Source organism: Pseudomonas mosselii (genome assembly GCF_003205295.1).
GTDB classification, from domain to species: domain Bacteria; phylum Pseudomonadota; class Gammaproteobacteria; order Pseudomonadales; family Pseudomonadaceae; genus Aquipseudomonas; species Aquipseudomonas mosselii_B.
In genome coordinates this window covers 39,268-65,455 of record NZ_QJRP01000025.1, presented here as the reverse complement: position 1 = coordinate 65,455, position 26,188 = coordinate 39,268, and the positions used below count along the sequence as shown (strand labels likewise).

Here is a 26,188-nt window from a genome sequence, read left to right as displayed (position 1 = left end):
GCCAGCAAATACCCCCCCTTGCCATCCGGAACAATAGCCTGAGGCGCCTTCAGATAGCTGAGCACCGTATGCCGAGTACCATCACCATCAATCCGCACCAACCGCGCCCGATGAGTGGAGTCCTCGCTGATCCACAATCCACGCTGATCACAAAGCAGGAAGGTCGGGTTACGCAGCCCCTCGACCACCACCGGATCAGCGCCTTCGGCATTGAACGCACGAATCTTGCCGGTAGCCTTCTCGGTATACAGCAGCCGCCCATCGGTACAACGGGTCAGCCCTTCGGTCTCGGTCAACCCCGCTCGCAACACATCGAGCTCACCACTGCGCCAGTCGTAACGCATCAACCGGCCATCACCCTTGCGGTCCTCGATGGCATAAAGATGCTGGCCATCGTTATACAACCCCTGCACATTGTTGCCCGAGAACAGCTGACTGACCCGCCCATCGCGCGACACGCTGACCGGTGCCCCGCCTACCTCCTGGCTGAACGCCCATCCACCGTCGACAGCAACCATGCCGTCGGGCTTGGACAGGCCATCGAGCACCACCACCCGGTCGCCCTCGGCGGTGATGCGCATGATGCTGCCCTTGCCACCATTGAGCTCGCGACTGACCAGCAAGCTGCCGTCGGCCTGGGGCAGCAGCGACGCGGCCCGGGTCACCGAGTTGTGCAGCACCTGCACGCCCCAGCCCTCGGCGGCCTGCACCGGGTAGAAGGACTGCCAGCCGAAAAAACCCAGGGTGCAGGCCAGAAGCCCCCCGGTACCGGCCAGGGCGAGGCGAACAGCACGTTTGCGCAGGACAGGCATCATCGATTCAGCTCCGTGGAAGTGCTGGCGATGCTAGCAAGGTGATGTGAAAAAAATGTCATGACCATAAACCACGGGAAACTTCCTTCACCAGCGTCATGATAATGCCGCCATGACATTCAGCAACTGGATACCGGGTATTCCAACATTTAATTTGTAGATGACGCCGGCCCGCCCCTATGCTGTCGGTGCATCCCCTGCACGCACCGGCCGGTGTGGTCCAAGGCATGGGGAGAGAACAACAAGTCGAGACCGTTCATGTCGAAACCTTCCTACTTCGCCCCCCACGGTGGGCACCCGGCTCAAACCGAGCTGCTGACTGACCGTGCCATGTTTACCGAAGCCTATGCCGTCATCCCCAAGGGCGTGATGCGTGACATCGTCACCAGCCACCTGCCGTTCTGGGACAAGATGCGCATGTGGGTCATCGCCCGCCCGCTGACCGGTTTCGCCGAAACCTTCTCCCAGTACATCGTCGAAGTCGCCCCAGAAGGCGGCAGCGAGCGTCCTGAGCTGGACCCGAACGCCGAAGCGGTGCTGTTCGTGGTCGAGGGCGAGATCGACATCACCGTCGAAGGCAAGCACCACACCCTGGTGCCGGGCGGCTATGCCTTCCTGGCCCCGGGCGCCGACTGGAGCCTGCGTAACAACAGCAAGGCCAACGTCACCTTCCACTGGCTGCGCAAGCACTACCAGAAGGTCGAAGGCCTGCCGGTTCCCGAGTCGTTCGTCACCCACCGCGACAACGCCACGGTCATCGAGATGCCGGGTACCGAGGGCGCCTGGAAGACCACCCGCTTCGTCGACATGGCCGACATGCGCCACGACATGCACGTGAACATCGTGACTTTCCAGCCGGGCGGCGTGATTCCGTTCGCCGAGACCCATGTCATGGAACACGGCCTGTACGTGCTGGAAGGCAAGGCGGTGTACCGCCTGAACCAGGACTGGGTCGAGGTCGAGGCCGGCGACTTCATGTGGCTGCGCGCCTTCTGCCCGCAGGCCTGCTACTCCGGCGGCCCAGGCCCGTTCAGCTACCTGCTGTACAAGGACGTCAACCGTCACGTGCACCTGACGCTCAATCCGCAGCGTTGATACGATGCAGGAGCGGGCACGCCCGCTCCTGCTGGTCTTGATCCATACTGATCGGACCTTCCCCCTTCGGCGTCCCCGCCATGCCCCACCTGCGCCCTCTGTTTGTCCTGCTGCTCCTGCTGCCGGGCACCTTGCCGTGGGCAGACGACTGGCAACTCGCCCACCAGGAAGACGGCATCGATGTCTACCTGAGCAGCGTTGACGGTTCGGCCTATCAGCAGTTCCGCGGCATCACCCGGATCAAGGCCAGCCTGCGCACCCTCACCGACCTGCAGGAGAACCTGCGTGTGGCCTGCAAATGGCTGTACGCCTGCGCCGACATGCGTCTGCTGGAGGTGGACGGCGACACCACCTGGGTCTACCTCACCACCGCCCTGCCCTGGCCGGCCAAGCCCCGCGACATGGTGCTCAAGGTACGCACCGAGCGCCTCGACGACGACACCCTGGTCCGCCACCTGAGCGCCGAGCCCGGACGAGTGCCGGCCGCGCCCGGGCTGATCCGGGTGCGCCGGCTCAGCGGCGAGTGGATCATGCGCCCGCTGGGCGAGCGCGAGACCGAGGTTACCTATCAACTGCGCGCCGACCCGGCCGGTGATGTGCCCGGCTGGCTGGCCAACCGCTTCGTCGTGGATGCGCCGATGGTCACCCTGAAGACCCTGCGCGCCGTGGCGGAACGCCAGCCGTGATGGCTAGCGACTGCGCAGCAGCAGGGACGCCAGCGCACAACCGAGCAACGCCACGCACGACAGGTAGAACGCATCTGAATAGGCCATCAGATAGGCTTGCTCGCGCACGCTCTGATCGATCAATGCCAGGGTCTGCATGACCTGTGGCGACTGCGGGTCGACCATGCCGGCGGGCAAGCGCTGCTGCAGCGCGCCGTCGAACAGCGTCAGCCCTTCGCCTATCCGGACTGAATGAAAGCGCTCGCGCTGCGACACCAGTTGCGTCAGCAACGCCGTGCCCAGCGCGCCACCAAGGTTGCGCAGCATCGAGATCAGCGCCGAGGCAGAGCCAGCCTGGGCCTTGTCCAGGCCCTTCACCGCCAGCACCGACAGCGCCACCATGATCAGCGGCTGGCCGATGCCGCGCACTACCGTCGAAGGGATGATCACGTTGCTGCCCGCGTCCACCGTCAACGTCGACCCCAGCCAGCAGCCCAGGGCCATGATGGCGAAGCCGCTGGCCACCAGCAGCTTGGCGTTGAGCCAACGCATCAGCCGGGGCAGCAACGGCGCCAACAGCAGCTGGACCATGCCGTAGGCGATCAGGCTCTTGCCGATCTCGCTGGCGCTGTAGCCCTGTACCAGCGACAGGTAGTTGGGCACCAGGAATACCAGGCCGAAGGTCGCCGCGCCAAACACCGCCATGGCCAGGCTCGACACGCCGAAATTGTAGCTGCCCAGCAGGCGCAGGTTGATGAACGGCCGAGTACCCCATAACTGGCGCTGGATGAATAGCGCCAGGGCGACTACCGCGACGAGGCTGAAGCCGACGATGAAGCGAGATTCGAACCAGTCCTTGCGCCCGCCCTCCTCCAGCACCACCTGCAACGCTCCCAACCCCAGCGCCATGGCGACGATGCCCAGCCAGTCCGCCTGGCGCAATGCGCTGCGATCACCGGCCTGGCCCTTGATCGACCAAGCCACCGCCGCCAGCAGGGCAATGCCCGGCGGCAGCTGCAGCAGGAAGATCCAACGCCAGGAGTACATGTCGGTGAGCCAGCCGCCGATCGACGGCCCGGCGGCCTGGGCCACGCTGTTGGACAGGCTGAACAGCGCCATGCCCAGCGCCAGGCGGCTGGCCGGCAACTCGGTGATGATCAGTTGCATCGACAGCGGGATCAGCACCGCGCCCGAGGCGCCCTGGATCACCCGCAGGCTGATCATCGCCTCCAGGCTGCCGGCCATGGCGCAACTCACCGAGCTGACCAGGAACACCGCCGAGCCCACCAGCATCACCCGGCGCAGGGAGAACACCTGCACCAGCCAGGCGGTCAGCGGGATCATGCTGATCTCGGCCACCAGGTAGGCGGTGGAGATCCACGAGCCCTCCTCGAAGCTGGCCCCCAGCGCGCCCTCGATCTCGGGCAGGGCGGCGCTGGTGACATGGACGTTCATGCCGGCCATGAAGCAGCCGAACAGCCCGCCGATCACCGCCACCCAGGCGCGCAGGGAGACTTTTTCTTCAACGCTCATGGCGAGCCTGCCGGGTGTCGACGGTGGCGATCACCGACATGCCGGGCAACAGCCGTGGGCTGTCACCACTCTCCGGGTCGAGGTGGATACGCACCGGGAAACGCTGGACGATCTTGGTGAAGTTGCCGGTGGCGTTGTCTGGCGGCAGCAGTGCGAACACCGCGCCGGAACCCGGGGATACGCTGTCCACCGTTCCGCGCCAGTGCTGGCCGAAGGTGTCCACCTCGAGAGTCACCGACTGGCCGGGACGCATCTGCGCCAGCTGGGTTTCCTTGAAATTGGCCACCACGTACGCCTGCGCCACCGGCACCACCGCCAGCAGTGGCAAGCCCGGGGTGACGTACTGCTGCTGGCGTACCTTGCGCTGGCCGACCACGCCGTCGAAGGGGGCGCGGATCTCGGTATCGGCCAGGGCGCTGCGGGCCAGGTCGGCCTCGGCGCGGGCCTGGTCGAGGTCGGCCTGACGCTGCAGCAGTTCGGCCTCCAGTTGCTTGCCCTGCTGTTCCAGCATCGCCTTGCGCGCATGCTGGCGGGCCAGTTCGGCGTCGGCGGCGCGCTGCATGGCCTGGGCCTGGATACGGGTGGCGCGGGCCTGCTCCATGCGCTGCACACTGGCCGCCTGCCATTGCGCCAGATGCTGGTAGCGCTGCCAGTCAGCCTCGGCCCGCTGCGCCTCGCCACGGCTACCGCCGCGCTCGGCGTCGGCGCGGACGATGGCGTGGGCCTGCTCGTCCTGCTCGGCGGCGAAGGCGCGCAGGCGCATGCGCTGCACCTGCAGCGCCGCCTCGCTCACCGCCAACTGCGCCTCGGCCTTGCGCAGGCGATCGCGGAAGTCCCGCTCGTCCAGGCGCACCAGCAGGTCGCCGGCCTTGACCGTGGCGTTGTCCGCCACCGCCACCTCGGCCACATAGCCACTGACCCGGGCGCTGATCGGTGCCCAGTCGGCGCGCACGTAGGCGTCATCGGTCTGCTCCAGAAAACGGCCGTCGAGCCACCAGTAGCCGCCATAGGCCGCCACCAGCAGCCCCACCCCCCCGGCCAGGCCAAAGCGCAGCAGGCGCTGGCGGCGCCGGGCGCGGGTTTGCTCGAGGGTGTGCTGGGGATCTGGGCTGACCGCCTGGTTCATGCTGGGCTCCATCCGGTGGGGGGAGCGACAGGGTACGGAATCTGAGATTGTCGTTCGCTCGCGAATCGGTAAGCAATCGTCGCGAAATGGACAACAGATTCACTAATATCAATGGTGGGCTGGAGAACCTGTGGGAGCGGCCTTGTGTCGCGAAAGGGCTGCGTAGCAGCCCCGGCGATTGATGCATGAACGCCGAAGCCCTGGGGCCGCTTTGCGGCCCTTTCGCGACACAAGGCCGCTCCCACAGGGGGTGCGTTCGCTATGGGAAGGCTTCAATCCTGCAGGAACGCCAGCACCTGCTCCGCGGCCATCTGCGGATCCTCCTGCATGAAGCAGTGGCCACCGGCCACCTGCTGCGCGCTCACCTGAGCATTGAGCCCCGCCAGGCGCTGTACAGAGTGCGGCACAAACGGGTAGGTCTGCTCCCCGTACAGGATCCGCGTCGGCGTCTGGATACTGCCCAGCTGCTGCCACATACGTTCGGGGAACGAACTGAAGATCTCCACCTCTCGGCTGGGCCGGCACTTGAGCACCACGCCTTCACCGCAATCGCCGATGGCGTGCTCCACATAGGCCTGCAAGGCCGCGTCGGTCCAGCCCTTGAAAATGCCGCGCCCTTGCAGCGAGGCCTGCGCCGACTCGCGGTCGGGCCAATGGCTGCGGCGGGTGGCGGCCTTGCGCGCCAGGGCGTGGCGACGGTGCAGGCCGACCATGGCGGCGGCGCCCATCACCCCGATCATGCGCCGGCTGAACAGCACCGGATCCAGCAGCACGGCGCGCTGGAACAGCTGCGGCTCGCTGGCGAGGATCAGGCCGGTAAGCACACCGCCGAAACTGTGGCCCAGAGCATAACGCGGAACATCGCCGTACTCGCCGCACCCGGCCTCGAACGCCTCCACCGCCAGCGCCGCGCTGCGGTTCCAACCGCAAAAGGCGCCGCCGTGGTCACTGTCGCCATGGCCTTGCACATCGCTCAGCCACAGATCGAAATGCTCGCCCAGGCGCATGAGCATGGGCTGGTAGACCAGGCTGCAGAAGCCGTTGCCATGCAGGAAATGCAGCAGCGGCCTGCCGCTGGCGGGGGTTCGCCATCCGCGCAGGGTGAAGCCTTCTGCGCATTCATGGGACCAGGGAATCAACTCCATCGACGGCACTCATCGGCTCTAGGAAAACGCCGATTCTACAAACAGCAGCGGATACAGTGAAATCACCAGCAGCACGGCCATCAGGACATTGAACAGCACCACCGCGCGCGGATTGCGCAGCAGGTTGCGCAAGGCACTGCCGAACATCACCCAGATGCCGACGCTGGGCAGGTTCACCAGGGCGAACACGGTGGCGATGACGATCACGTTGAACACGTAACCCTGGGCCGGCGTATAGGTGGTGATTGCCCCGATCGCCATCACCCAGGCCTTCGGGTTGACCCACTGGAACGCCGCGGCGCCCCAGAACCCGAGCGGCTTGCGGCTGCCGGCGCTGTCACCGGACATCGGCCCGGAGGTGGCGATCTTCCAGGCCAGGTACAGCAGGTACGCCGCGCCCCCGTAGCGCAGGATGCTGTACAGCGGCGGCCAGGCCTTGAACACCTCGCCCAGCCCGAGGCCCACCGCCAGTACCATCACCATGAAGCCGACGCTGATGCCCAGGGCGTGGGGAATGGTGCGGCGCACGCCGAAGTTGACCCCCGAGGCCAGCAGCATGGTGTTGTTCGGACCGGGGGTGATGGAAGAGACAAAGGCGAACAGGACGAACGCACTGAGCAGATCGAGGGAGGCAAGCATGGCGGCGGTTTCCGGCTTTTCTGATTATCGAAAGGCCACAGTAAAGGAGCCTTGGCTGGAATGACCGGTACAGTTATGTGAAATTGAGTGGATACACATTTCTGTTCCACCCAGATGCATGCTTGCAGGTCGCGTCGGCATCAGCGGCCCGGCAAATCATCCGCAGACACCTGGCGGCCTTGCCTGAACTTCCCTGACACTACCGATCTATCAATTACAAGGAAGCCCCCACCATGCCTGTGACCATCCGCCCCGCTGTCCGCAGCGACGCAGCCCAGATCCTGGCCTTCATCACCGAACTGGCCGACTACGAGCGCGCCCGCCACGAAGTGGTGGCGACCCTCGCCGACATCGAGCACAGCCTGTTCAACGAAGGCAGCACGGTTCGCAGCCTGGTCTGCGAGCGAGACGGCCAGGCCATCGGTTTCGCCGTGTATTTCTACAGCTACTCCACCTGGCTTGGGCGTAACGGCATCTACCTCGAGGATCTCTACGTCACGCCCCAGCAGCGCGGCGACGGTGCCGGGCGCACGCTGCTGCGGCATATCGCCCGCGAGGCGGTGGAGAATGGCTGCGGTCGCCTGGAATGGAGCGTGCTGGACTGGAACGAGCCGGCCATCGGCTTCTATCGCTCGCTGGGCGCCGAGCCGCAGGACGAGTGGATCCGCTACCGCCTCGACGGCGAACGCCTGCGTCAGTTCGCTGAAGGCTGAGGCGCTTCCCCCCAGAAAGACGTCTGTGCCAATACTGGCACCTCGACGCGGCTGCGCTGGCCGCCGCGCTCGATCACCAGGCCGCGGCCTTCGATGGCCACCAGGCGCACCCCACGGGCCAGCTCCTCACCGCGGCGCACGGCACGCGCCAGGCCACCGTCGATGCTGACGATGGCCACTGCGCCCTGGCTGCCGGTCATCACTCCGCTGACCTGGATCTGCACCTGCAATGGCAGGTCGGCGAACCAGCGCCCGGCCGGCGTTTCGCTCAGTGCCAGGGCCTCGGCGGGCTGCTGCGAGGCCAGCCCCGGCGAAGTCTGCAGCAACAGACTGGCCCAGGTCGCCAGGCCGGCGATCAGGGCCAGCACCCCCAACCCCTGCAACAACAGACCGCAGGACAGATCTGGACGGGTAATACGCATGGTCACGCGCTCCTTGTGTGCCTGCGCCCGAGCATACCGACCTATTCTCACGGTTTTGTTTCACACGGCGATCATCTTGCTCGGGCAAGCTTCCTTAAAGGACAAGGAGCGCCCCGTGAACGGACAACGTGGTTTCACCCTGATCGAACTGATGGTGGTGCTGGTGATCGTCGGTATCGCCAGCGCCGCCATCAGCCTGAACATCCGCCCCGACCCGGGCAAGCACCTGCGCGCCGACGCCGAGCGCCTGGCGCGCCTGCTGGAACTGGCGCAGAGCGAGGCCCAGGCCGATGGCCAGCCCTTACGCTGGCGCAACGACCGCGACGGCTACCGTTTTGTCCGCGCCGACGGCCAGGTGCTCGCCGACGGCCCGCTCAAGCCGCGCCGCTGGCAGGCCGAGGCGGTCAGGGTGCAAAGCGAGCCCCGTGGCGCGGTGTGGCTCGATGGCGAATGGATCGGCACGCCGCTGACCCTGCGCCTGCGCAGCGGTGCGCTGCGGGTGGAGTTGGCGCGCAACGCCGCCGGCCAGGTGCGGGTCAGCCAACCATGAACCGGCAAGCGGGCTTCACCTTGATCGAAGTGATGATCGCCATTGTGCTGATGGCGGTGGTCAGCCTGATCGCCTGGCGCGGCCTGGACAGCGTCAGCCGCGCCGACCGCCATGTGCGTGAGGCAAGTGAGGACCAGCAGGCGATCCTGCGGGTGTTCCAGCAGCTGGAACGCGACCTGGCCCTGCGTGCCACCGTCGAGCTGGTCGAGCCGCCCCTGCCCGGCCGCGAGGCGCCCGGCAAACCATTGCTGCCTGCGGTGCGCGCCCGTGCCGACCGTCTTGAGCTGGTGCGCTCCGGCGCCGCCTCCAGCAGCGGCCTGCAACGGGTGCGCTGGTACGTGCGCGGCACCACCCTGTACCGCGCCGCCGCGCCACTGCGCGAGCACTTTCCGCTGCCCGCGCCCAAGGCCGCGGTGGCGGTGCTGGACAACGTCAGCGGCTTCGACCTGCGCAGCTGGCAAGCCAAGGGCGCCTGGCGCTCACCGTCCAGCGAGGCCGACGACAACCCCGCCGGCCTCGAGGTGCGCCTGACCCGGCGCGGCCCCCAGGGCGATGAGCGTTACCGCCAGGTGCTGGGCCCGTTCAACTGACCAGCACCACGCCGCCCGGCAGTTCCAGGCAGCGCGCGCCATAGGCGACGCGGATCAGTTCGGCGGCCTGGCGCAACTGGTCGAAACTGAACCGCGCCTGCACCCGTCGACGCCCCAGCGTGGGATTGAGCAGCACCAGGCGACCGGGACGGTAGCGGTTGATCTCCTCGATCACCCGGGCCAACGGCGCATCGCGAAACACCAGCATGCGCTCGCGCCAGGCCATCACCTGGCCCGGATCGAATGGCTCGGGCACACCGATGCCTTGCGCGCCATAGCGCAACTGGCGACCCGCCGGCAGCGCCTCGACCCGCCCCTGGACCGCCACGCGCAACTCGCCTCCCAGGCAGGTGACGCAGACCCCTTCATCGTCCTCGCGCACGTTGAACCGGGCCTGGTCGGCGCTAATTACGCCGCCTTGCGCCCGCACCTGCAGGGGCTGGCCGGCCTGAACCTCGATTTCGCCGGCAAGCAGTACGATACCCTCGGCTTCGCGGCTGACCCGGGTACGCACATTCAGCTCAAGCTCGATCCCGGGCGCCAGCTCCACCCGTTGCTGCTCGCCTACCTCGGTGGCAAACGCCGGCGCTGGCGCCATGGCCTCCTCGAGCAGGCCGCCGCGCCAGACCACCAGTGCCACCGACGCCGCCAGCGCGCCGCCCAGCAACGCCCGGCGACCGAACAACGGCGCACCCTGCCCGGCCTGCCGTGCCGCGGGGCCGAGCAGGTGCCAGAGCTGGCGTGCCTGGGCAAAGGCCTCGGCATGCGCCGGGCTGCGCGCGCACCACTGGCGCAGGGCTTGGGCATCGGCCTGGGTGGCCTGGCCGGACGTCAGCCGCAGCAGCCAGTCCTGGGCCTGGCGCTGCAAGTCGGAATCGGGCGGAATCTGGGACATGGGGCTCACATGAAGAGGTCGACTATCGATCAAGACGGTTTTCCCGCACCGGGACCGAACCGCTGAAACACTTTTCTGTCCAGGCGCATCGCGCAATGCCCCAGCGCCGCCTTGAGTTCCTTTTCCACCGTGCGCGTGGAGATGCCGAAGCGCTGGGAGATTTCCAGGTGCGAGGCCTCTTCCAGGCGGGCGGCGATAAAGATCCGCCGGCGCCGGGCCGGCAGCTCGTAGAGGGCGCCCAGCAGGTTCTGGATCTCGCGCTGACCGCCGACGATGCGCGCCGGGTCCTGATCCTCGGCCACCTGCAGCAATGCCTCGATCTCGGCGCCGGTAAGCAGCCGGGCGTCGGCCTCGCGGCGGTCGGCGGCGACGTTCAGGGCCATGCGGTACAGGTAGGCGCCAGGGCGCTGCAGGTCGTGCGTCGCGTCCATGCGATCAACCCGCAGGTAGGTTTCCTGTAGCACGTCGTTGGCCAAGTCATCAGAACCGAGTCGACGCCTCAGGCGTACCCTGAAGGCGTCGTAGGAGGTCAGAAACAGCTTGACCAGCGCACTGTCCCGAGGTTTGTTCATGCCGCCGCAGCTCCTTGCGAAAGTGGGCAATCCATAGGTTCCGGACGCAGCAGCAGGGTCAGCGGCTGCGCCAGGGATGTCGGCGGCGCCTGTTCCAGACGCACCGTGCGCAGGCGCTCGACCAGCGCGGCGTCGCGGACGAAATCGCCGGTGGAGGCCAGCAGGCGGCTCTGCACCAGCTGGCCGCCAGCGTCGACCCACACCTGCAAGGCCGCCCGGTAAGCGCCCGGCCGGGTCAGCGGCGAGGCGCACAGGGCGCGCTCGACCGCGTGCTGCAGCGCCAGCGCATAACTGCCCGATGACAGGCCGCCGTTGCGCCCACGCTCGGCTGTGCCGCGCAGGCGCAGCGGTTGCAGGGTGAAGCCGCCGCCACTGTAGTGCGCCTGCAAGCCGGTGCCCTGCAACAGTCGCTGCAGGCCTTCACGTGCCGGGTAACGGCCCAGGACCTGGCTGGAGCGCTGCCCGGCGAGCAACGCCTGGTCGACCAGCACCGCCAGGCCACTCTGCCGAGCGAAGCTGTCCAGCGCCCGGTCCAGCGCCTGGGCCGGGATATCCAGGGTCAGCAATGGCTGGCCACGCAGCCCGGGGGCCGCCAGCAACCAGGCCAGCATCAGCGCGCCGGCCACGAGCAATGCACGCACAGCTGTCCGGGCCTCCTTGCTGGCCGCCGTCGCCGGGGAAACGTCATCCTGGGGCCTGTGTATGACGCTGTGGTGACAGCTGCGGCAACCAAAGCTTCACCCCGATCACGGCCTGCGGGAGCTAGACTGTGCCGAGGAACGATTGCCCGGAGAACCGCGATGGCCCGCCTGCCCCTGACTGCCCTGCCCCTGCTGTTGGCCTGCGGCCTGCCGGCGCTCGCCGAACCGCCCAAGGACAGCCAGGGCTGCATCGATGTGCAGGTCGGGCAGTCACGTGCGCTGGCCTATGACTGCTTGACCCAGCAGCTGCAAGGCACTGATCCGCGCGCCGCCAAGGGGCTGCGCGAACAGCTGGATCCAGCGCGCCAGATGCAGCGCCGGGCGCCGAACCAGATGGGGCTGGCGACGCCGGCGGCGACGTCGACGCGCATGGGTAACAGTTTTGGCAGCTCGGTGGTGCCGCAGCGGCCTTGAACAGTACTCCAGTGCGCTACTGACCCTCCCTGCGCAACAGATAGGTATCCATGATCCACCCCTTGCGCCGCCGCGCCTCCTCACGCAGTTGCACGATGCGCGCCTTCACCGCCAGCAACGGCCCGCTGACCAGCAACTCGTCCGGTGTACCCAGGTAGGCGCCCCAATAGATCACCAGTTGCGGGTCGTCCAGGGCGGCAAAGGCGCACTGGCCGTCGAGCATCACCAGCACGTTGTCGATCCGTGGCTGTTCGCCCAGGCGTCGGCCTGGCAGCACGGTCAGCGGCTCGCCGATGCGGTTGAGGGGGATCTGGTGGCGGGCGGCCAGGGCCTGGATGCTGCTGATGCCGGGAATCACCTGCAAGGCCAGCGTCAGGCCCCGTTCGCGCACCAGGTCGAGAATGCGCAGGGTGCTGTCGTACAGTCCGGGCTCACCCCACAGCAGGAAGGCGCCGATGTCATCGGCGCCCAGTTCATCTTCGATCAAGCGGGCATACAGCGCGGCGCGCTGGACGTGCCAGTCCTGCACGGCACCGACATAGTCCGGCGCCTGGCCGTCCCGGCGCGGGTCCTCGACCTGCACCAGGCGGTAGCCGCCCTCGGGCCGGTAGCGCTCGAGAATGGCCCGGCGCAGGCGCACCAGTTCGTCCTTGTCGCTGCCCTTGTCGAGGACGAAGAACACCGTGGCGCGGCGCAGTGCCTCCACCGCCTCATAGGTGACCTGGCGCGGATCGCCCGGTCCGATGCCGATCAGTAGAAGCTGTTTCATCACCTGCCCTGCCTGGTTGCCAGTGGTCATTGTCGACCGACCACCGGCCCTTTGGCAAAGCGGCTCAGAAGATCGAGAAGTTGTAGCTGACGATGACCCGGGTCTCGTCCATGTCCCGCGCCCACTTCTCGTAGTTGCTGCGGTAGGTGGAGTTGCGCAGGCGCACGCTGACGTCCTTGAAGGTGCCGGACTGCACCTGGTACTTCAGCTCGCTGTCGCGTTCCCATTCCTTGCCTTCGGCATTGCTGCCCGGGACCTTGACGTTGTCGCCGTTGATGTAGCGGGTGAAGAAGGTCAGGCCGGGCACGCCCAGGGCCTTGAAGTCATAGTCGTAGCGCACCTGCCAGGAGCGTTCCTGGGCGGCGGCGAAGTCGTTGACCTGGGCGTAGTTGACCAGGTACGGGTTGCTGCCGTCGAGGTACGGCATGGCGCTGTCGCCATACATGCGCTGCCAGCCGGCGCTGAGCTTGTGGCCACCGAGGCTGTAGCCGAGCATGCCGCTGAAGGCACGGTGGTCGATGTGCCCGGCGCGGGCGTTGCCTATATCGTCGCTCTTGATCAGCCGCAGGTCGGCCGACAGCGTGCCGACCTCCAGGGGCTGGCTGGCGACCAGGCCGAGGAAGTGCTGGCGGTAGATGTTCTCGAGCTTGGAAACCTGGTACTGGGCGCTGACCCGCTCGTTGAAGCGGTAGTCGACACCGGCCAGGTCGAAGTGATCGGCCTCGATGTCGCAGGCGTAGCGCTTGTTCTTGCAATGCACGCGAATGTCCTGGCGGTCGGTGGAATCCCGCGCGGTGTACTGGTTCAGGCGCGCCAGGGTGAACTTGAGGTCGCGCACTTCCTCGGAGGTCAGCCAGGCACCGTGGAACATGGTCGGCAGCAGGCGGCCGTCGTTGTACTTGAGCAGCGGCACGTCCGGCATCATCGAGCCGTACTTGAGCACGGTGCTGGACACTTTCACCTTGCCGGCGACGCCCATCTTGGCGTACTGGTCGGCAGAGTGACGCGGATCGTGCCCGGAAGACGGCAACAGGCCGCTGTTGCTGTCGGCGGGGCTGGAGTCGAGTTTGAAACCGACCATGCCCAAGGCATCAACACCGAAGCCGACCGGCCCCTGGGTATAACCGGATTGGACATTGAGGATAAAGCCCTGCGCCCATTCTTCGCGTTTCGACGCGCCCTGTTTGGAACTGCTGTGACCGTCACGGAAGTCCCGGTTGAAATAGACATTGCGTGCTTCGACCTTGGCACTGCTGTCTTCAAGAAAACCGGCGGCCTGGGCGTTGACACCGGCACACAGGAAGAACAGGCCGGCAACTCGGCGCCCGGGGGCGAGGGGGAAAGGGGCAAACATGCGAGGGAACATCCAAAAGAAGGGCGAAAAACCATCCGGGCAGCCATCTGCACCGGCACTACGCGATGAACGAATACATTTCGACCATCATCCATAATTTTCCGCCAAGGTCTCTAGCCTGCGCCATGGGACCATGGTCTAAAGCCTTTGTCGGGGGCGTTTCGAATAGCGCTTAAAAAACCTGCAAAGTTCCCAGCTAATTGATTGAAAGTTTGCTGTTTACCCACTCGCAAGCGACTACTACACTCTCGTCTAGCGAACAGCTTTACCCATCCACGTGGCCGGCGTTCAGTCTGGTTTCATGTTCGTCACGTCCCGCCACGGCAGACTTACAGGAGTGATGACAGTGTCCAGACTTGCAGAGTTTCGTGCTGCCGAAAAAGCGCTCAAGGAACAGATGGCACAACTGGAAGCGCTGAAAAAGGATGCCGGCCTTAAACGCGAAATCGAATTCGAGCAGAAACTAGTCGGCCTGATGAAAAGCTATGACAAGAACCTGCGCGACATCATCGCCATCCTCGATCCGAAGGCTGTGAGCCGCGCCCCGGCGCCGATCAAGCAGCAGCGTCGGCCACGGGTGGTGAAGGTCTACCAGAACCCGCATACCGGCGAGCGGATCGAGACCAAGGGCGGCAACCACCGTGGGCTGAAAGCCTGGAAGGAACAGTACGGTGCGCAGACGGTGGAAAGTTGGGTGCGCTGATGAAACCTCGACACCCGCTTCACATTTTTTTCACATGCGCAGGCCCAGTATCGAACCAGCTAAAGGACTAGCGACCCCATCACGCGCCCGCACACGCGGGCCTCTAATTCCGGCGCCCCGCACTCGTGCGGGGCGCTTTCATTTGCGCTGCCGATGGACTTCCGTATCATGGTCCGCCTGTTTTAGGCCCTGATTCAGGAGTACCCATGAGCCTGCACGATCTGCAAACCCTGCCCGGCGTCACCGCACAGCCAGACACCGCCACCGCCAATTTCGTGTTCAACCACACGATGCTGCGGGTCAAGGATATCGAGAAGTCCCTGGACTTCTACACCCGCGTGCTGGGCTTCCGCCTGGTGGACAAGCGTGACTTCCCCGAGGCTGCCTTCAGCCTTTACTTCCTGGCGCTGGTCGACCCGGCGAAGATTCCGGCCGACGACGCCGAGCGCCACCAGTGGATGAAATCGATCCCCGGCGTGCTCGAGCTGACCCACAATCACGGCACCGAGAACGATCCCGAGTTCACCTACCACAATGGCAACACCGACCCCCGTGGTTTCGGCCACATTTGCATTTCGGTACCGGACGTACGTGTTGCCTGCGCCCGCTTCGAGGCGCTGGCCGTACCGTTCCAAAAACGCCTGGAGGATGGCCGCATGAACCACCTGGCCTTCGTCAAGGATCCGGACGGCTACTGGGTCGAGATCATCCAGCCGACGGCACTCAAGGACTGACCTTCGTCGGGTCGCGCTCGTCGGGCCGGGAACTCCCGGCCCCTCGCTGTGGTATCTAGAAGGAACGCCTGTTCCCAGCCACAGCGAGGTAAGGACGATGCAAACCCTTCACTGTGAATACCGCGACCACACCATCACCGCCAGCGTGATGCCCCACCCCGACTCGCCCCTGCCCTATGCGGCCGGCTGCGTGATCACCGATCCCTCAGGCCACAGCAGCCGGCGGATCTCGATACCGATGAAGTTCTTCGCCGACCTGGACAATGCCCAGCATGTGTCCCTGGCCCATGGCCGGGCGCTGGTTGACCAGCAACTGGACGAGACGGACCGGCGGGTGTTCTGAACAGGGGTACACACTCCCCTGTAGGAGCGGCCTTGTGTCGCGAAAGGGGCGCAAGGCGGCCCCAGGGTTTCAGCGTTTACACAACAATCGCCGGGGCTGCTTCGCAGCCCATTCGCGACACAAGGCCGCTCCTACAGGGGGAGCGCAGTGTTCGTATCCCGGGCAAACGCCACTGCTGCGTCCACCTGCTCGGCGCTCGGCCGTACCCCGGTATACAGCACGAACTGCTCCAGCGCCTGCAGCGCGATGACATCGAGCCCGGTGATCACCGGCTTGCCCAGCGCCTCGGCGGCGCGGATCAGCGGTGTCCGCGCGGGCATGGCCACTACGTCGAACACTTGCTGCGCTGCCGCGATGGCGGTTTCACTGAATGCCAACTGCTCAGCCTCCAGGCCTCCAGCCATGCCGATCGGCGTGACATTGACCAGCATCGGCGGGCACCGGTCGCCCAGGTCCGGCAGCCAGCGATACCCGCAGACGTCCGCCAACTGCCGCCCGGCCTGCTCGTTGCGGGCGACGATGGTGCCCTCACGGAATCCTGCGTCACGCAACGCACTGGCCACCGCCTTGGCCATGCCGCCACTGCCGCGCAGGGCGAACGCGGTGGTCGGGTCGACCTGGTGCCGGGCCAGCAGTTGGCGCACCGCCAGGTAGTCGGTGTTGTAGGCCTTAAGATGGCCATCGGTGTTGACCAGGGTGTTCACCGAAGCGATGGCCGCAGCGGACGGATCGACCTCGTCCACCAGCGCCAGGCAGGCCTCCTTGTACGGCATCGACACGCCGCAGCCACGGATCCCCAGGGCGCGGATGCCGGCCACGGCGCCGGGCAGGTCACGTGTGGTCATGGCCTTGTAGTAGTAATCCAGCCCGAGCTGGCGATAGAGATGGTTGTGAAAGCGCACGCCGAACGTCCCGGGGCGCCCGGCCAGGGAAATGCACAGCACCGTGTCCCGGCTCGGTGGATGGCTCATCGCGGTTCCTCTGTCATCGCTGAATCGATTGCGCCAGCGTACCAGACCCTGCCGCCGGTCGCCCCTTACACAACCTTTACCCTTTGCCTGCAGGCAGTTGCGCCAAGATGGGGTCATAGTAATCGAGCCCCGAACGTGGGGTTGTCTCGTGAGGATCGACCATGAACCGTTTCATCCCCGGAATCGCCCTGCTGGTAGGCGCGCTGGCCATCAGCGGGCAGGCATCCGCCCATGGTGGCGGCTGGTACGGCCCGGGGCCGGTCGTCGGTGCTGCCGTGGCCGGTGCGATTTTCGGGGCGGCCGTCTCAAGTGCTCCGCGTACCGTGTATGTCCAGCAACCACCGGCCTACTACCCACCGCCCCCGGTCTACGTGCAGGCACCGCCACCGCCGGTCTACTACCAGCCTTACGTGGTCGAACGCTACGTGCCGGCACCGCCGCCGGTGTACCGTCGCTACTACGGGCCGCCACCGGTGTACTACGGTCCGCCGCGCTGGTAAGGGCCATAGTTGATAAAAGCAATGACCACTATCGAGGGCATTGATTTCTAACCCTGAGGGTATGTGCGTAAGGTGGGTCATGTTCGAGAGGAGATCCATCATGGCCCCGATCCAGATCATGTCCGTTGTCGGCAGCGCGGTTCCCGGCAACCTGCGCCAACAAGGCCTGCTGGCCTGCTGGTACCTGCTGCGCAACGGTGAAACCATCAGCGGCCCGTTAACCAGTCGCCGCTGCGCTGAAACCCTGGCCGGCCGTTTGCTTGGCCAGACGTTTACCGCCTGACCCGAAATTTGTTGTGCGTTGCTCCCTACGCCTCTTGTTGCCCGCCGCCATGGCGGGCTTTTTTTGTGTCACAAATGCCCTGATCCCGGCGCGGCCCAGGCCGCCAAGGGCAGCGGTGGTTGCTGGTCGAGGATCCGGCGCCAGATCAAGGCCAGCCTGCTGCCATCGAACAGGGACGCGGCGCCGCCACCGATCCACCCCCTGGGCTGGGTGACCACCCACTGCCCGGCGGGGTCGCGCCGGGCCATCTCGAAGCGGAAACTGTAGCTGCCCGGCATGCCCATGCGCAGATCGGTAACCACCAGCGAATCACCGATGATGTCGTAGCGCAGCCAGTCGTCGGTGAACCAGCGCAACCGCTCGTGCAGCGCCGAGCCGACAAGTGCCCCGGCAATTTCCAGGTTGCGCGACTGACGCAGCATCTCCGGGGGCTCGCGGTCAAACCAGCTACTCACACCCTCGTAGTAGTCGCCCTCCGGGGTCTTCGCCAGCACCCGCCAGATCAGACTGTTGAAGGCGATGGGCACCGCTCGGACCTCGCTGCGAGTGACACCCTGGGACTGCAGGGCCAGCTCGAAGCGCTGTTCAGCGGCCATCCGCCCGGCCAAGCCGAAACCCAGGTAAGCGGTACTGAACGCCAGCGCCAGGGCCAGCAGCGTGATCGCCCTTCCCTTCATGCCCTTGATCGCCGTGTAGCCGACCGCCAGCAGCAACGGCACGGTGTACACCGGGTCGATGATGAACACGGCCGCCCAGCTCTCCGGTGTCAGGTGCAGCGGCCAGAACAACTGGGTGCCGTAGACGGTGAACGCGTCGAGAATGGGATGGGTGACCAGCGCCAGCCAGAAAGCCAGGAACAGCCGGGGCCGGGTGTAACCCCTGTCCGGCCAGCGCCAGGCGACCAGCCAGGCCAGCAGCAAGGCCAGGCCAGTCAGGACGAAGATCGAGTGGGAGAAGCCGCGATGGAAAGTCATCTGCGACACCGGGTCGGCGTAGCGGATCACCACATCCAGGTCGGGCACGGTGCCGAGAGCGGCGCCGTAGAGCAACGCACGACGGCCCTGGAGGCGACCCAGCACGGTGCCCTGCAAGGCTGCGCCGAGTACGGCTTGGGTAAGTGAGTCCAAGGTGGCGATTCTCCCGCACGATCGACCAAGGGAAGCAGAATCGCGCGCAAACCCGCCTGAAGGCCTGCGCGCCGGCGAGGGTCACATGGCGTGACGCAGCATTTCCACCACTTGCGCATGCAGCACTGGATCGCCGCAAGCCACCACGCAACCACCGTCCTGGGCCGAGCCGCCATCCCAGGCGGTGATCACACCGCCCGCGCCTTCGATGATCGGTATCAAGGCCTGCACGTCATAAGGCTGCAGGCTCGCCTCGACAATCACATCGACAAAGCCCGACGCGAGCATGCAATAGGCATAGCAATCACCGCCATAGCGCAGGAGGCGAGCCTTGCCGGCCACCGCCTCGAACGCCGCCCTGCGGGCCGGGGTGTCGAACATGTCGGGGGTTGTGCACATCAGCGTGGCCGAGTTCAGGTCGGCGCAGCCGCGGGTCTTCAGCGGCGTCTCACCACGCCAGGCACCTTGCGGGGTGCCTACGAAGCGCTCGCCCGTGAACGGCTGGTTCATCACGCCGACCACAGGACGCTCGCCATCATTGAGGGCGATCAGGGTGCCCCACAAAGGCAGACCGGTAATGAAGGCGCGGGTACCATCGATCGGGTCGAGTACCCAGGTCAACGGACTGCTGCCCTTTGCGGCGCCTTGCTCCTCGCCCAGAATGCCATGGTCCGGATAACGAGACTGGATCAATCGGCGCATCGCTTCTTCGGCAGCCTTGTCGGCGACGGTCACCGGATCGTAGAGGCGCCCACCCTTGTCCTCGACGTCCAGGCTGGCGCGAAAGTAGGGCTTGATCGCCTCTGCGGCGGCATCGGCCAGCTGCTCGGCGAAAGAGCGGAATTCGTCGGTCTGTTCGGGGCTCAGGGACATGAAGCGGGCCTCGTGATTGAAAGGACCCGCATGATACCCGACTGCGCGTCGCGGCGGATGACTGGCGCAGGCGATGAGATTGTTATGCCATTATTCCCGCTTCATTTAACCGTCACTAAATCGTTGTACTAGCATAGCAAGCAGCTCCAACAGCCCCGCCGGCAGTCAAGGATGCTGGTCACTGGCGCGCGCGGGCCTCCGTTCCACCGCATATCATGGATGACACGATGAATTCGCACCTGCTATTTCCGCAGATCGGCAAAGCCATAGCCAGTACCGGTAGCCGCCATTTTCCCCGGCACCTGCACGACCTGATCCAGACCCACCTGACCATTGACGCGACGCACATCCGTCAACTGCGGGTCGATCCCGCTTGTGCCAGTCAGCCTGACACGACTCTGATCAACGAGACAGTATTCAGTGCCGGCGATCCCGGTGGGGGTTTCGACGATCCGTCGCGCCTGCACCTGGCCCGACGCAAGGATGGCTACCGCTACGAGATCACCGTGCTGCGGGCGGATACTCGCGATGGTTTTTCTGCCACCGAACGCAGCCGGCTTGAAGATATTTCGCCATTGTTGCTACCTATGCTGGAGAAGCACATCAATGCGCTGCAGCCCGCCACGGCCGGGCCTGCCGACCTTGACAGCCTCGGACAGCGGTTCCTCGAACGGCTGCGCCAGACCGGCATCAGTCTCTCGGAGCGCGAGATGCAGGTATGCGAAGGGCTGCTGGCCGGGCGTACGGCGCCACAGCAGGCACTGCACCTGCAGCTGAAGGTCAACACGGTGGAGAGTTACCTGCGCAGGGCCGCGATCAAGTTGGGGATCAGTGGCCGGCATTCGCTGATGCGGTGGATGTATGCCGAGGTCTGACGGAAGCATTCGTGCCAGGGCCTGGAAGAACACGTCCTGATGCCTTTCAGTTCGCGTGCCGCCCAAGTGGCGCGCGATCTGGGCGCGCACTCGACCTGAATAAAGGCAAAACGCCACCAGTCATCACCCTGTCATCTTTTTGTCGTATTTTCCCAGCATGACCCAAGGCCGGGGAAGCCAACCGTGATTCGCCGTACGCGCTCCTCCGCAGGGCTCCTCCCTCTACTGCTGCTGACCTTGTGCGCCGCCACGCTGACCTTCCTCTGGGCCTCGTACATTGGCCAGAAGACCGCCGCCCACCACGACGCCCTGGCCGCCAAGGCCGCCGAGCACCTCAACCTGGCCAGCATCGTCGCCGAGAACCTGCGCCAGCTGGTGGACCGTGCGCAGGCCGTGGGGCGGGTCACCCAGGATGACATGCTGGCCCTGCGCCAAGGTAACCAGAACCTCGCACGCATCCTCGCCGAAGACCCGGCCTTCAAGCGTATGAGTCTCTACGACCGCCATGGCCGACTGCTTTCCTCCAGCCACGCCGATGAACCGGCACAACTGCCCCAAGCCTGGCTCGAACAACTCAAAGCCCATGTTCCCCGCCATGGTTTCAAGGCGTTCATGCCCCGGGCCATTCCCAGTGCCAACCCGGCGCCACTGCCCAAGTGGCACCTGCCCTTCCTGCTGCCGCTGACCGACCTGCCTGGCCGCGAAATCGACAATGTCCTCGTGGTGCAGCTGGATATCGGGTACCTCGCGGTACTGTTCCAGCACATCGACCTGGGTCGCACCGGCATGATGCGCCTGCTCCAGGATGACGGCCAGGAGCGCTTGCGCATCGACACCAGCGGCGTGGTGGTGGCCGGCCAGACCTTGGTACCCGGACTGCCGGGCAGCGGCGACGAGGTCGGGCAATTGACCCAGTACACCCTCGAGGGTTCCTATCAGAGCCTGTATCGACGGGTCGTCGGTCGTGGCTTCAGTGTGGTGGTCAGCCAGCGCAATGAAGAGATCCTCGCCCCCGCCGCGCTCGCCGCCAGCCGTCAACTGTGGCTGAACCTCTGCATGACCCTGTTGGTCCTCGCCAGCCTGGCCTGGGGCCTGCGCCTGCTGCACAAGCGTCAGGAAGCCTTTCGCGAGCTGGAGCATGCCCAACAAGTCAACCAGCAACTGATCGGCCGACTGGAGGAAGAACACCGGCGCAGCAGCCACGCCGCCGCCACCGATCACCTCAGCGGCCTGCACAACCGTCGCCAGTTCGTCGAGATCGCCACCCAGGCGCTCACCCTGCAGCGCGGCAAGCGACGGCTGACGGCGATCCTGTTCATCGACATGGACCGCTTCAAGTCGATCAACGACTCACTCGGACACAAGGTCGGCGACCTCCTGCTGCAGGCCGTCGCCGGGCGCATCGGACGCTTGCTCGAACCTGGCGACGAGGCCTCGCGCTTCGGCGGCGACGAGTTCGTTGTGTTGCTGGCCGGCGAGCGCAGCGAAGAGCAGATTGACACCTGGGTTCGCGCCCTGGTGGACAAGCTCTCGGCCACCTATGCCCTCGACGGCCAAGAGGTCAACACCAGCCCGAGCGTGGGCGTGAGCATCTGCCCGCGCGATGGCCAGGCTATCGACCAGCTGATCCGCAGCGCCGATGCCGCCATGTACTCGGCCAAGCAGGCCGGGCGTGCCCAGTACCGTTTCTTCGACCCATCGCTGAACCTTTCCGACATCCAGGCCTTCACCCTGGAGCAGGCCTTTGGCAGCGCCCTGGCGGAGCGCCAGTTCATCCTGCACTTCCAGCCGCAGATACGCTTGGACACCCTGCGGGTGCTCGGTTACGAAGCGCTGGTGCGCTGGGATCACCCCGAGTTCGGCCTGCTCTATCCCGACCGTTTCATCGGCGTGGCCGAACGCAGCGGCTTCATCGTCGAGCTGGGCTGGGAGGTGCTGCGCCTGGCCTGCGAAGAGCTGGCGCGCTGGAACGCCCGCGAGCATGTCGCCCGGCTGGCGGTGAACGTATCGCCCCTGCAGCTGCGCCAGGCTGATTTCAGCGAGCGCCTGCTGAGCGAGCTCGACTACTACGGCATCGCCGCGCAACGCCTGGAGCTGGAGATCACCGAGACCGCCGTGCTCGACCCACACGGCTGCGCGGTTGCGCACCTGCACAGCCTGCGTGCCGCCGGGCTTGGCATCAGCCTCGACGACTTCGGCCGCGGCTACGCAGGCTTTGCCCACCTGCAGTCGCTGCCGCTGTCCAAGCTCAAGATCGACCGGGCGCTGATCGCGCCGCTGTCCAACAGCCACGACGACAGCCCGATCGTGTCCTCGACCATCATCCTGGCCAAGCGCCTGGGTCTTGAGGTAGTCGCCGAGGGCGTCGAGACCCGCGAGCAGGTGGTGTGCCTGAAGCTCGCCGGCTGCGACATCGCCCAGGGCTATCACTTCAGCCGGCCGCTGTCGCCGGCCCAGTTGCTCGACTACCCGCCCTACAACGGCAGCGAGGAAAAGGCATGCGTGTACTGAAGACCCTGTTCGGCCTGGCGCTGGCGCAACTGCTGGCCAACCCCGCGACGGCCACCTGCATGCCCCACAGCCTGCGATTGGCAATGATCCCGATCAAGGACGTCGCGGCGATGACCCGCGAACACCAGCCATTGCTCGAGCGCCTGGGCGCAGCCGCCGGGGTGCCAGTGGAGTTGGTGATCAGCCCTTCCTATGAAAGCGTGGTGGATGCCATCGTCTCTGGCGGCGCCGATATCGGCCGGCTCGGCCCGGCCTCCTACCTCCTCGCCCATCGCCGTGACCGGCGCATCGAAGCCTTTGCCTCGTTCACCCTCGGCGGCGGCACCTACACGCCGGCGGGCAATCACTACCAGTCGCTGCTGCTGAGCCGCGTCGACGGCCCCGCCAGCGTCACGGCCGTGCGTGGCTCCCGGGTGGCCTTGAGCGATCCGGCCAGCACGTCCGGCGGCCTGGTGCCCAGTGTCGAGTTCGCCGCGCAGGTCGACAGCCCGTTGTCTGGCTATTTCGGCGCGCTGGTGTATGCCGGCAACCATGACAAGGCACTGGAGGCGCTGCTCGAAGGGCGGGTCGCGGCGGCCTTCGTCGCCAGCGAACGGGCCGATGCCTACCTGGCCAGCCACGCCATCGACCCGGCCCGACTGCGGGTACTGTGGCGCTCGGCACCGATTCACTACGACCCGTATGTGTTCAGTGCCGGATTGTGCCCAGCGCTCAGGCAGCGGTTGCGCAAGGCCATGCTGGAGGAACCCGAGGCGCTGGCGGCCTTCGCCGCCTCGCAGGGCGCTACCGGATTGGTGCCGGTGACACACGCGGACTATGCGGGGCTGGAAAGGATGATGCAGCAAGCGGGGCAGCCATGATGATGGCCAGGCTTTCGCACACCCTGTAGGAGCGCATGGCCTTAGGCTCATCAGCGCTGCCGCGCCACCTGCCACAACCGGGCCACATCCCCGGCCCGCGCCTTCAGTAACGTCCCCGCCTCGGCGCAGGCCTGCTCCAGGCTCATCGGCCCACTGGCCAAGGCAAAGGCGGCATCGATGCCCTGTGCGTACAACTGCTCGTAACCGGCCCCCAGGGTCCCCGCCAGCACCACCACTGGCACGCCATGACGCTTGGCCACCCGCGCCACGCCGAGCGGCGTCTTGCCGCGCAGGGTCTGGGCATCGAAACGTCCTTCGCCGGTGATCACCAGGTCCGCGCCCTGCACCAGCTCATCCAGCCCGGCGAGTTCGGCAACGACCTCGACGCCCGGGCGGAACTGCGCGCCCATGAACGCCTTGGCGGCGAAGCCCATGCCCCCGGCCGCGCCGCTGCCCGGCTCGTCACGCACATCCTTGCCCAACAGCGCCGCGCAATGATCGGCGAAATGCGCCAGGGCATGGTCCAGAGCCTGCACCTGCTCGGGGCTGGCACCCTTCTGCGGACCGAAGATCGCCGAAGCGCCGTTGGCGCCGCACAGTGGGTTGTCGACGTCGGCGGCGACGTCCACCCGCACTTGCGCCAGACGCGGATCCAGGTCGTGGGGATCGATTCGAGCCAGCTGCGCCAGGGCCAGCCCGCCCTCAGCCAACGGTTCACCCCCTGCATCCAGCAGGCGCAGGCCCAACGCACGCAACATGCCGCTGCCGCCATCGTTGGTGGCGCTGCCGCCGATGGCCAGGACGATGCGCAAGGCACCGGCCGCCAGCGCCGCCGCCACCAGCTCGCCGGTACCCCAGGTGCTGCTGCGGCAGGCATCACGCTGGCCGTTGGGCACCAGCTGGATGCCACTGGCCTGGGCCATCTCGATCACCGCCGTGCGGCTCTCGGCCAGCCAGCCCCAGGCGGCCTCGACGGGCTTGCCCAACGGGCCGCGCACCACCTGGCGGCGCAGCTCGCCCTGGCTGGCAGCGACGATCGCCTCCATGGTGCCTTCACCGCCATCGGCCATCGGGCATTCGATGCGCTCGGACGCCGGCCAGACTTCGGCCAGGCCGGCGGCAATGGCGCGGGCGACACCGGCAGCGTCGAGGCTGTCCTTGAACGAATCGGGGGCGATGACGATCTTCATGGGGATTCTCCTGTCCTGTTGCCGCGCATGCTGACATGCTGTAGGCCACGCCAGCCTCGGTCGGATGCACAAAACCCAGGGGCGTTGTTTGGGCGAATGCCTGCTCGCTACGCTACAGCCCCTTTGCCGGCAACAACTGCAACCCCAAATAAAGGCTCAGCATCCCCTCCATTCGCAACGGATCCACCTCCCCCAACTCGGCGATCCGCTCCAATCGATAGCGCAGGCTGTTGCGATGGATCCCCAGCGCCTCGGCACAGGCCTGGCTTTGCCCGTCATGGGCGCACCAGGCGCGCAGGGTGAGCAGCAACTGGCCGCTGGCATCCTTGACGCGGATGCGTTGCAACGGCTCGAGCAGTTCATCCAGCGCGTCATCGTTGCGATGCCGCCAGAGCAACGCCGGCAGGCGATAGCGGGCAAGGCTCAGCAGGCGCTCGTCGGGCAGCACTTCCCGACCGTAGGCAAGCAAGTCGCGAACCCGGCGGTAGCCACGGCGCAACTGCTCAAGGCTCTGCGCCGGGCTGCCCAGGGCCAGGCGTTCGACGTCCCAGCCATGGCGCTGCAGGCGCTCGACCAGACGCGGCTCGTCCAGCACCACGCCCGCCGGACGGCACCATAGCAGCGACTGGCGTGCGGGACTGACGCACCAGCTGTCCGGATAGCGGCTCATCAGCCAGGCAGACAGGGCCTCGGCAGGCGGCCCGGCGCGCAGCTCGAACAGGCAGGGAATCCGCGCCAGGTTGGGCTTGAGCCCCAGTTGCTGGGCCTCGTCGACCAGGCGCGGCGACTCGCCGCTGCCGCCCAGCAACAGGGCCAGCAGGTCGTCGCAGCGCTGGCGACGCCATTGCTGCTCCACCTGCAGGTGACGCTGGGCCAGCAACATCTCGGCAGTCATGCGCACCAGCTCGCCGTAGGTGCGCAGTTGCTGCGGATCACCGGTCAGCCCCAGCACGCCGATCAGCCGGCCATCGAGCATCAGCGGCAGGTTGACGCCGGGCTGCACGCCCTTGAGGCACTTGGCCGCTTCGGTATCCAGTTCGACGATACGACCGTTGGCCAACACCAGCTGCGCGCCTTCGTGGCGGGTATTGATACGCTCGGGCTCGCCACTGCCGAGGATCAGGCCCTGGCTGTCCATCACATTGACGTTGCACGGCAGGATGGCCATCGCCCGGTTGACGATGTCCTGGGCCAGGTCGTGGTCCAGCTCGAACATGTAAGGG

At 66.2% G+C, this 26,188-nt stretch carries 30 protein-coding genes; 14 read left to right on the top strand and 16 right to left on the bottom strand.

What is annotated here, in order from left to right:
* Positions 1 to 815 (bottom strand): hypothetical protein (locus DMX06_RS19980; protein ID WP_110739036.1); only part of this gene is annotated, 815 nt, incomplete at its 3' end.
* Positions 816 to 1,070: 255 nt separating this feature from the next.
* On the opposite strand from DMX06_RS19980, the gene DMX06_RS19970 reads away from it, so the two are divergent.
* A complete protein-coding gene (locus tag DMX06_RS19970; protein ID WP_110739035.1) occupies positions 1,071 to 1,907 on the top strand; it encodes a bifunctional allantoicase/(S)-ureidoglycine aminohydrolase in 837 nt (278 codons plus the stop codon).
* Positions 1,908 to 1,987: 80 nt separating this feature from the next.
* Complete coding sequence (locus DMX06_RS19965) at positions 1,988 to 2,593, top strand: START domain-containing protein (RefSeq protein WP_110739034.1); 606 nt, start codon at positions 1,988 to 1,990, stop codon at positions 2,591 to 2,593.
* A gap of 3 nt (positions 2,594 to 2,596) precedes the next feature.
* Here DMX06_RS19965 and DMX06_RS19960 read toward each other — a convergent pair whose 3' ends face one another.
* The 4 genes from DMX06_RS19960 to DMX06_RS19945 form a co-directional block, all read right to left on the bottom strand.
* Positions 2,597 to 4,105, bottom strand: a complete 1,509-nt coding sequence (locus tag DMX06_RS19960; protein WP_110739033.1) for an MDR family MFS transporter — start codon at positions 4,103 to 4,105, stop codon at positions 2,597 to 2,599.
* Complete coding sequence (locus DMX06_RS19955; protein WP_110739032.1) at positions 4,095 to 5,231, bottom strand: HlyD family secretion protein; 1,137 nt, start codon at positions 5,229 to 5,231, stop codon at positions 4,095 to 4,097. Before DMX06_RS19955 ends, DMX06_RS19960 begins: the two co-directional genes overlap by 11 nt.
* A 272-nt stretch (positions 5,232 to 5,503) precedes the next feature.
* Positions 5,504 to 6,376, bottom strand: coding sequence for an alpha/beta fold hydrolase (locus DMX06_RS19950; protein WP_110739031.1), 873 nt, complete (start codon positions 6,374 to 6,376; stop codon positions 5,504 to 5,506).
* Between the two features lie 18 nt (positions 6,377 to 6,394).
* On the bottom strand, positions 6,395 to 7,015 hold the full coding sequence (locus DMX06_RS19945) for a LysE family translocator (RefSeq protein WP_110739030.1): 621 nt from the start codon (positions 7,013 to 7,015) through the stop codon (positions 6,395 to 6,397).
* A gap of 233 nt (positions 7,016 to 7,248) precedes the next feature.
* Between DMX06_RS19945 and DMX06_RS19940 the strand changes: the two genes are divergently transcribed.
* A complete protein-coding gene (locus DMX06_RS19940; protein WP_110739029.1) occupies positions 7,249 to 7,728 on the top strand; it encodes a GNAT family N-acetyltransferase in 480 nt (159 codons plus the stop codon).
* On the opposite strand, the gene DMX06_RS19935 is transcribed toward DMX06_RS19940, so the two are convergent.
* Positions 7,710 to 8,150: a general secretion pathway protein GspC gene (locus tag DMX06_RS19935; RefSeq protein WP_110739028.1), complete on the bottom strand. Its 441-nt coding sequence runs from the start codon at positions 8,148 to 8,150 to the stop codon at positions 7,710 to 7,712. The two genes, DMX06_RS19940 and DMX06_RS19935, sit on opposite strands and share 19 nt — an antisense overlap.
* Before the next feature lie 115 nt (positions 8,151 to 8,265).
* Between DMX06_RS19935 and gspH the strand changes: the two genes are divergently transcribed.
* Positions 8,266 to 8,700, top strand: coding sequence for a type II secretion system minor pseudopilin GspH (gene gspH / locus DMX06_RS19930; protein ID WP_258378894.1), 435 nt, complete (start codon positions 8,266 to 8,268; stop codon positions 8,698 to 8,700).
* On the top strand, positions 8,697 to 9,290 hold the full coding sequence (locus tag DMX06_RS19925) for a PulJ/GspJ family protein (RefSeq protein ID WP_110739026.1): 594 nt from the start codon (positions 8,697 to 8,699) through the stop codon (positions 9,288 to 9,290). The genes gspH and DMX06_RS19925 overlap by 4 nt, the downstream gene beginning before the upstream one ends.
* Here the strand turns inward: DMX06_RS19925 and DMX06_RS19920 are convergent.
* The 3 genes from DMX06_RS19920 to DMX06_RS19910 are packed head-to-tail and all read right to left on the bottom strand — an operon-like array spanning position 9,283 to position 11,398.
* Positions 9,283 to 10,185: a FecR family protein gene (locus DMX06_RS19920; RefSeq protein ID WP_110739025.1), complete on the bottom strand. Its 903-nt coding sequence runs from the start codon at positions 10,183 to 10,185 to the stop codon at positions 9,283 to 9,285. The genes DMX06_RS19925 and DMX06_RS19920 overlap by 8 nt on opposite strands.
* A 29-nt stretch (positions 10,186 to 10,214) precedes the next feature.
* Positions 10,215 to 10,757 (bottom strand): RNA polymerase sigma factor, encoded by a 543-nt coding sequence (locus DMX06_RS19915; protein WP_028692228.1) that lies wholly within the window; start codon positions 10,755 to 10,757, stop codon positions 10,215 to 10,217.
* A complete protein-coding gene (locus DMX06_RS19910; protein ID WP_258378893.1) occupies positions 10,754 to 11,398 on the bottom strand; it encodes an STN domain-containing protein in 645 nt (214 codons plus the stop codon). Before DMX06_RS19910 ends, DMX06_RS19915 begins: the two co-directional genes overlap by 4 nt.
* Positions 11,399 to 11,557: 159 nt before the next feature.
* Between DMX06_RS19910 and DMX06_RS19905 the strand changes: the two genes are divergently transcribed.
* Entirely contained in the window at positions 11,558 to 11,872 is a 315-nt protein-coding gene (locus DMX06_RS19905) for a hypothetical protein (protein ID WP_110739024.1), read from the top strand.
* 16 nt (positions 11,873 to 11,888) lie between these two features.
* Here DMX06_RS19905 and cobF read toward each other — a convergent pair whose 3' ends face one another.
* Complete coding sequence (gene cobF / locus DMX06_RS19900; RefSeq protein ID WP_110739037.1) at positions 11,889 to 12,641, bottom strand: precorrin-6A synthase (deacetylating); 753 nt, start codon at positions 12,639 to 12,641, stop codon at positions 11,889 to 11,891.
* 64 nt (positions 12,642 to 12,705) lie between these two features.
* The gene (locus DMX06_RS19895) at positions 12,706 to 13,995 is read right to left on the bottom strand and encodes an OprD family porin (RefSeq protein ID WP_110739023.1); all 1,290 of its coding nucleotides are present in this window, start codon (positions 13,993 to 13,995) and stop codon (positions 12,706 to 12,708) included.
* 346 nt (positions 13,996 to 14,341) lie between these two features.
* Here DMX06_RS19895 and DMX06_RS19890 point away from each other — a divergent pair, with 346 nt between their 5' ends.
* From DMX06_RS19890 to DMX06_RS19880, 3 genes are all read left to right on the top strand, one after another.
* Positions 14,342 to 14,698, top strand: coding sequence for a histone-like nucleoid-structuring protein, MvaT/MvaU family (locus tag DMX06_RS19890; protein WP_050705427.1), 357 nt, complete (start codon positions 14,342 to 14,344; stop codon positions 14,696 to 14,698).
* A gap of 206 nt (positions 14,699 to 14,904) precedes the next feature.
* Entirely contained in the window at positions 14,905 to 15,432 is a 528-nt protein-coding gene (gene gloA / locus DMX06_RS19885) for a lactoylglutathione lyase (protein ID WP_110739022.1), read from the top strand.
* Between the two features lie 97 nt (positions 15,433 to 15,529).
* The gene (locus DMX06_RS19880; protein WP_110739021.1) at positions 15,530 to 15,775 is read left to right on the top strand and encodes a hypothetical protein; all 246 of its coding nucleotides are present in this window, start codon (positions 15,530 to 15,532) and stop codon (positions 15,773 to 15,775) included.
* Between the two features lie 131 nt (positions 15,776 to 15,906).
* Here the strand turns inward: DMX06_RS19880 and DMX06_RS19875 are convergent, their stop codons facing one another.
* Positions 15,907 to 16,746 carry a shikimate 5-dehydrogenase gene (locus DMX06_RS19875; protein WP_110739020.1) on the bottom strand — a complete coding sequence of 280 codons (840 nt, stop codon included), beginning with the start codon at positions 16,744 to 16,746 and terminating at the stop codon, positions 15,907 to 15,909.
* 161 nt (positions 16,747 to 16,907) lie between these two features.
* Between DMX06_RS19875 and DMX06_RS19870 the strand changes: the two genes are divergently transcribed.
* Positions 16,908 to 17,246 carry a hypothetical protein gene (locus DMX06_RS19870; protein ID WP_110739019.1) on the top strand — a complete coding sequence of 113 codons (339 nt, stop codon included), beginning with the start codon at positions 16,908 to 16,910 and terminating at the stop codon, positions 17,244 to 17,246.
* A gap of 100 nt (positions 17,247 to 17,346) precedes the next feature.
* A complete protein-coding gene (locus DMX06_RS19865) occupies positions 17,347 to 17,529 on the top strand; it encodes a hypothetical protein (RefSeq protein WP_110739018.1) in 183 nt (60 codons plus the stop codon).
* 68 nt (positions 17,530 to 17,597) lie between these two features.
* Here the strand turns inward: DMX06_RS19865 and DMX06_RS19860 are convergent, their stop codons facing one another.
* Both DMX06_RS19860 and hisN read right to left on the bottom strand, forming a co-directional pair.
* Positions 17,598 to 18,656 (bottom strand): metal-dependent hydrolase, encoded by a 1,059-nt coding sequence (locus DMX06_RS19860; protein WP_110739017.1) that lies wholly within the window; start codon positions 18,654 to 18,656, stop codon positions 17,598 to 17,600.
* Positions 18,657 to 18,737: 81 nt separating this feature from the next.
* Positions 18,738 to 19,529: a histidinol-phosphatase gene (gene hisN, locus DMX06_RS19855; RefSeq protein WP_110739016.1), complete on the bottom strand. Its 792-nt coding sequence runs from the start codon at positions 19,527 to 19,529 to the stop codon at positions 18,738 to 18,740.
* Between the two features lie 227 nt (positions 19,530 to 19,756).
* Between hisN and DMX06_RS19850 the strand changes: the two genes are divergently transcribed.
* From DMX06_RS19850 to DMX06_RS19840, 3 genes are all read left to right on the top strand, one after another.
* On the top strand, positions 19,757 to 20,404 hold the full coding sequence (locus DMX06_RS19850) for a helix-turn-helix transcriptional regulator (protein ID WP_110739015.1): 648 nt from the start codon (positions 19,757 to 19,759) through the stop codon (positions 20,402 to 20,404).
* A gap of 183 nt (positions 20,405 to 20,587) precedes the next feature.
* The gene (locus tag DMX06_RS19845) at positions 20,588 to 22,915 is read left to right on the top strand and encodes a putative bifunctional diguanylate cyclase/phosphodiesterase (RefSeq protein ID WP_110739014.1); all 2,328 of its coding nucleotides are present in this window, start codon (positions 20,588 to 20,590) and stop codon (positions 22,913 to 22,915) included.
* On the top strand, positions 22,903 to 23,775 hold the full coding sequence (locus tag DMX06_RS19840; RefSeq protein WP_110739013.1) for a phosphate/phosphite/phosphonate ABC transporter substrate-binding protein: 873 nt from the start codon (positions 22,903 to 22,905) through the stop codon (positions 23,773 to 23,775). The genes DMX06_RS19845 and DMX06_RS19840 overlap by 13 nt, the downstream gene beginning before the upstream one ends.
* Before the next feature lie 50 nt (positions 23,776 to 23,825).
* Here the strand turns inward: DMX06_RS19840 and DMX06_RS19835 are convergent, their stop codons facing one another.
* Positions 23,826 to 24,965 (bottom strand): glycerate kinase, encoded by a 1,140-nt coding sequence (locus DMX06_RS19835; protein ID WP_110739012.1) that lies wholly within the window; start codon positions 24,963 to 24,965, stop codon positions 23,826 to 23,828.
* Positions 24,966 to 25,077: 112 nt separating this feature from the next.
* Positions 25,078 to 26,181 carry a sugar diacid recognition domain-containing protein gene (locus DMX06_RS19830; RefSeq protein WP_110739011.1) on the bottom strand — a complete coding sequence of 368 codons (1,104 nt, stop codon included), beginning with the start codon at positions 26,179 to 26,181 and terminating at the stop codon, positions 25,078 to 25,080.
* Positions 26,182 to 26,188 lie beyond the last annotated feature (7 nt).